The sequence below is a fragment of the Vibrio sp. 10N.247.311.13 genome, assembly GCF_041467595.1.
GTDB lineage: Bacteria > Pseudomonadota > Gammaproteobacteria > Enterobacterales > Vibrionaceae > Vibrio > Vibrio crassostreae_C.
This window is the reverse complement of record NZ_JBFSUX010000106.1, coordinates 1-5,586: the sequence shown is the minus strand read 5'-3', so window position 1 is coordinate 5,586 and position 5,586 is coordinate 1. Positions and strand designations below refer to the sequence as shown.

General features: G+C 40.6%; 3 protein-coding genes and 2 pseudogenes. 2 read left to right on the top strand and 3 right to left on the bottom strand.

The window, feature by feature from the left end:
• The 3 genes from tnpA to AB6E52_RS22620 form a co-directional block, all read right to left on the bottom strand.
• Positions 1–112 (bottom strand): IS66 family insertion sequence element accessory protein TnpA (gene tnpA, locus AB6E52_RS22630; protein WP_408063604.1); only part of this gene is annotated, 112 nt, incomplete at its 3' end.
• Between the two features lie 472 nt (positions 113–584).
• Positions 585–2,288, bottom strand: coding sequence for a hypothetical protein (locus AB6E52_RS22625; protein ID WP_241910562.1), 1,704 nt, complete (start codon positions 2,286–2,288; stop codon positions 585–587).
• 47 nt (positions 2,289–2,335) lie between these two features.
• Entirely contained in the window at positions 2,336–4,426 is a 2,091-nt protein-coding gene (locus AB6E52_RS22620) for a carboxylesterase family protein (protein WP_102319738.1), read from the bottom strand.
• 190 nt (positions 4,427–4,616) lie between these two features.
• Between AB6E52_RS22620 and AB6E52_RS22615 the strand changes: the two are divergent.
• Positions 4,617–5,229: pseudogene (locus AB6E52_RS22615) on the top strand (IS6 family transposase); the annotation flags it as partial.
• 5 nt (positions 5,230–5,234) lie between these two features.
• Positions 5,235–5,586: pseudogene (locus AB6E52_RS22610) on the top strand (transposase); the annotation flags it as partial.

Sequence of the window (5,586 nt, the reverse complement as noted above, 5' to 3'; positions counted from 1 at the left end):
ACGTGGATAAACTCAGTCCATGCTCTTCACAAAAAGCGCGTTGGGTAACACTGCTGCTTTCATATTGCTCAAACAGTGATTGCCATTCTAGGTTGGTACGTCGTTTTGCCATTTCAACTCTCCTTTGGGTTGGAGAGTTGATCTTATTCTTCGTGCTGAAAGATTAGAATGCGGTGTTCATGGCACGCTTACGGATTAGCTGGCATTGTTATCCCCTTAAAAATCTAGACGACAACTATGCTGACACGGGGGAAACAGCCGATCGCAATCACCTAAATACGCATAAGCGACATATTGTTTTTTAAAGTTAACTGGGCTTAGATATCCAAGAGCACTGTCCTTCTTGTTCGATTATAATCAACTTCGATGTGCTTGGATGAAAATACGCAAGTGCTTGATGCATCTCTTCTCGCGGGTGAGGTGTTGCGTTTCAAGTGGCGGAGAGCCTTTAAATCAGAATGCTACCCGAACAAAAAAATGGCCATAAGAAACTAAGATGTTCCATGGCCACATTGTTAGATTAATGTTAAATAAATTGAGCTACGGATACTCCCCATATTTCAGCTTAGTATTAACACAATCATTTACCATCGATAGCCCAAACTAACTGTATATGCTTCTCTTGTTTCACCTTTATTATAAAGGGCTGTGATATTATAGTGTTTACCTATTTGCTTATTAAAACCAATCAAATAAGCCCATTGATTTAGAGAAACATCAACGTCATAAGTGAACTCACCTTGTAACGCATCTACATAACCTAGATTACCGGCTAACGTAGAATCTAAGCCTTGATATTCAGCACCAATTAATAACTGAGCTCTATAATCAACAAGCTGATAACCAACCATTGGTTGAGCAACAAACAGAGTATCACCCCAGCTCGAAGAGCCCTCTAATCGTGTTTGAGATGCGGTCATATTAAGCGTGGCGAAAAATTCTTTATACCCGACGGCTAGTGTAGTACCCACACCTAACAGATCATAGTCAAGACTTAAAGGAAGCTTCAATCGACCAGGGCTACACAGAGGGAGTCCTTCATTGCTTAGCGCACTACATAAGGCATCACCTAATCCAGGATCGATGCCGTTTAAACTATCTTTAACTTCGTTTAAACTCTCCGATGTATATTGCGCATCAATGGTTGCCTTAACTTTAATCTTTCCAGCTAAAGCGTAAACATTCCAGAAAGGCAAAATATAGACATCTCCCCTTATACTAAAACTCTCAGCATTAACTTTGGCGAAGGTCTCTGTCGGTTCAAAGTCCTTATCTAAATTCTGAAGGCCTAATGCTCCGAGACCTAAATTAAAAGATTGAAAGCCAAGATCCATATCTTGATTGCGATAAGCGACAGAAAAACCGTATGGAAGAGGAATATCAATACCTTGTCTACGGACTAAGTCTCCCATCAGTGGGAAAAAACTACTGACCTCGACCTTTTCTTCTCGAATACGAGGATCTGATGCTTCTTCAAGCTTTTCACTATCTAGAACTTCGACACCATCTACATCGTCATAAAAAGCGACGGGAGTCATGAGCAATGACAGAGTAAGCTTTTCTTTTTTTCTAGTTACTCCGTTTGCCACAATGGTTTTGCTTTTAACGTAAAATTGACCATTGTAACGCTCACTGATTAAGATTTCTTGTCTATAATCCTCAATTCTATAAGTACCATAGGTAAATGGTTGCGAATTAGTGATCACCATTTTAACAGGCTTGCGATCTTCAACACTTATCTCAACTCGCATGAAACGAAAATAGGCGACATCTTGAGGTAGTTGATACTTAGAATAGTTAAAACGTACAATTGCACGACGTTCATCTAATTCTTCAACGGTAACCGAAGACCGATCGTAACTATCTGAGTAGGCGCGAAGTCGATATTCTGTTTTAGTCAAATATTCAATGGAGTCTATCGCTCCACCATCTTCTGAGAGTGAAGGTTCACCATCGATTTGAGAAATTTGATCCTGAAAATATTTAATCCTCAAATCAATATTTCCCTTTAAATCTGTTGTTTGCACTAAATAAAAAGATGAAGATGAAGCCTCCTCATTAATTGAAGTGACTTTACGAACGTGCTCAACAATATGATCACCTTGAGATAAAGTACTAATACCATACTTAGGTAGGTGTTCCGGTATGCCATACTGCTCAAAAATCGAAGCTTCTTTTGCATTAGCAATATTAGAGAGTATCAAAATAAAAGAAAAGAAACTTACGCACCAAGATCTACGAAATAAAATAAAAAAAAATTTCGATGATTTACTTTCATCTCTATCCAACAAACTCTATGTAGCATCATTCCTACCTCACTGTAATAAAAGACGACTTAGTAAATAGCATCACAAATACCTTGTGATGTGCTAGCATCAATACCCATATTTATCGTAGCATCCCACGCTGTAATATTCTTGTTTATTTCGCCACCATCATCCGTGGCATTATTAACTATCACCAATATGTTATCTGTATCTTCTTGGTATCGATATTCAGGGTTGAATAATTCATCGCTAAACCACAAACTCGATACTTCTCCCATAAGAAGAAGGTCACCTTCATCAGGCGCTATCTTCGATCCGATTTGGTTATATAATCGATTAAATACAAAAGGAATTTCAGCTTGGTTACAGGCTTTTCCACCGAAGCAAGCCAAATTACCTATTGTGTCAAAAATAGAGTCTTCAATCAGCTGGTTATTAAAACTTGCGACATAGTCAAAATGATAAATGATAGGAGTGATGTCATGATCGACTTCTTTTGCGTAATCACGAATAGCACATTTATATATCAATTGATTATTTAATTGATTAAACTTTCTTATCTCTTCTGATACCCCATCTAAAGTGGTAGGATTTTCCGATGGTGAGAAATCATCAAAGCGTAAAGGCGTGTCGGTCAACCGATCTACATATAGGATTGATGATATTAACGTGTACGCAGGTATATCTGCTATTTGTGGCAAATCACGAATATCATCACTATCTCCTATTAAAAATAGAACAACATCAAGTAATTTAATACCCGGTAATAATTCTATATTAATCAAGAATAGTAACTTTAACTCCGCTATATAACTATCCGTTTCATTGTTATTAAATCCTATAATAGAAGGGACGGTTAAAGGAGCTTCATGAGCGAGGCTTGTTACGTGATAGCCTGGGTATTCCTCATATTCTGTGCAAACCCCAAGGAATGTCTTTATGCACTCACGATGGGACTCAATGTAGGGTGAAAAGGGAAGTAATTTCGCTCGCGGTTCGATTGCTGCAATATCCGATGCGTATTTCAAAGTAAGCTTCGCCACAATCGATTCCGTGCTATCGCCATCTTCAATCCAGCCCAAGATGTCACTGACCATACTTTCGATGGTTTGGTCAGGTAAACCAAACAAGCGTCCCGTTATTTCTGCTTTTACTTGTTTTTGTAGTTCTAAAATCTGATCAACCGTCAATTGGTTAATACTTAAATCAGGATACAGCGTTGCCATTGCAGTTTCTAAAGTGTCGTATTGGTCTTTCGCTGCAGCGTATGATTCAAATGAAAGTCCGAGCGGTAAACTTTGCATAATCGCTCTGCTAAAGAAATTACCGGCAATATCATCTTCAGGATCGCGCTCTCCACTGGTTGTTTGCTGAAGCGCATTAATTGATGTCGCACCAGCACCTTGCCCAAATACAGTGACGTTTGTACTATCTCCGCCAAAGTCTTCGATATGTTGGCTAACCCACTCTAGAGCTCGCTTTTGATCACCAACCGCAAAGTTGCCCCCTTTCGTTTGACCTGCATCTTCAACCCACCGTTTTCCCAATAAACCAAGACGGTAGTTAAAAGTAACAGCGATAAAGGGGTTATCACTCATTGTACTTTGTGCAACGGCGACATCTGGAATTATATTGGGCAGGTGTCCAGATCCCGTTTCAAACGAACCACTATGGATATAAACATACACAGGTAATAAATCACCTGAAGTCGCATTATTAGGTCTCCATACGTTCAAGTAAAGGCAGGTCTCTGAGTACAATTCTGTTGAGCCAAACTGAGGGCATATATTCCCAAAGTCTGTATACGAATTATTTTCGGTCACCGCTTGTGCTAGAGGCAGCATCACACTGTGTTCAAAACGGTCAGGCGCACCGAAGAAAAAATCACCTTCGCTACTATCGCCCGAGTAAGCATAAGGTATCCCTTTGAACGTTTCTATTGTAACCAGTGAGGTACCGTCTTCAGTCGCAGAAAGTGAAGGGGCGACTGTGATTATTGGTTCTTTGAGGCCTTGTATAGTCACTTCACCTATTTGAGCCTCAAAAGTAATGGGTTGAGGTGATTCCTCTTCAGGAGCAGGGGTAAAGCTGAACTCAGTAGAATCATCACGACAACCGAAAAGTACAACTCCGATCAAAACCAAAAATGCTTTTGTCATCACTTACCTCTTCAATATCGAAAGTAAAGAACATTGCTATCACGCTTTGAATACCAAAATCAATCTTCTAATATTAGACTTAAAAATCAGAAAAGGTGGACAATATTACAATTACAGGTTCTGTCGTAAACAGTGGTGATAGGTTAAACTCTTCATCAAAATTCACCACTGCCGACGCTATGGCCATCAAATTTACAGGCGCCACTTTCCTTCCGACATCATTCTTCCGGCTGTTCGTTATTACGTTTCTTATAAGCTGATCTACCGTGAAACCGAAGAGATACTCAATGAGCGAGGTATCGATGTTGATCACTCAACCATCAATCGGTGGGTTATCAAATACGCCCCACTATTGGAGCACAGAGCACACCGAAGAAAGAAGCCTGTCGCTACTTCGTAGCGGATGGATGAGACTTACATTAACGTCAAAGGCCAGTGGAAGTATTATTACCGAGCCGTTGATAAATGCGGTAATGTGATTGATTTTTTACTGTGCGAATACCGTGACGAGAAGGCAGCTCGCGCCTTCTTCACCAGGCAATTAGCCATAAAGGCTTGCCCGAAAAGGTCGTGATAGATAAGAGTGGTGCTAACGCATTAGCGTTACATAATATCAACGTCAGCCTTTGGTTAACGGGGAAGATGCTCAATCTAATTGAAGTGCTTCAGGTAATGTATCTGAACAAAGTCACCGTAGAGTGAAAGGTAAAATGCACCAGTGCCTAGGGTGGAAATCTGATGAAGGAGCAAAAGCTACTCTTGCAGGGGTAGATCTTTGGACTATGATTAAGAACGGACAGCTTGATAACCTAAATATGCTTGTCGTCAGTGCGAGAAAACAGGCGACAGCAGCCGAATCGTTCAGAAGCCATCCCCTCAGAGCCTCATCCCTAAAAGCTTCGCCACAGAAAGTTTGCTGACCAACATCATTCTTGGAAAATACCAATACGCGATGCCACTTTATCGTCAAGAATCGCTGTTTACCCAGTCGGGTATCGAGCTATCACGTACCACCATGGCTAGGTGGGTCATCCAAGTCAGTGAGAAGTTCGCCCCGCTGTATGCCGCCTTGAAAGAGCACCTACTTCAACAAGTGGTGGTTCAAGCGGATGAAACGCCGCTCAATGTGCTCAAAGAAGAGAAGCAGTGTTATATGTGGC

Bases quoted from the DNA above. Each gene is read 5' to 3' on its own strand.
- AB6E52_RS22620 (WP_102319738.1), bottom strand. From the start codon at position 4,426: ATGACAAAAGCATTTTTGGTTTTGATCGGAGTTGTACTTTTCGGTTGT.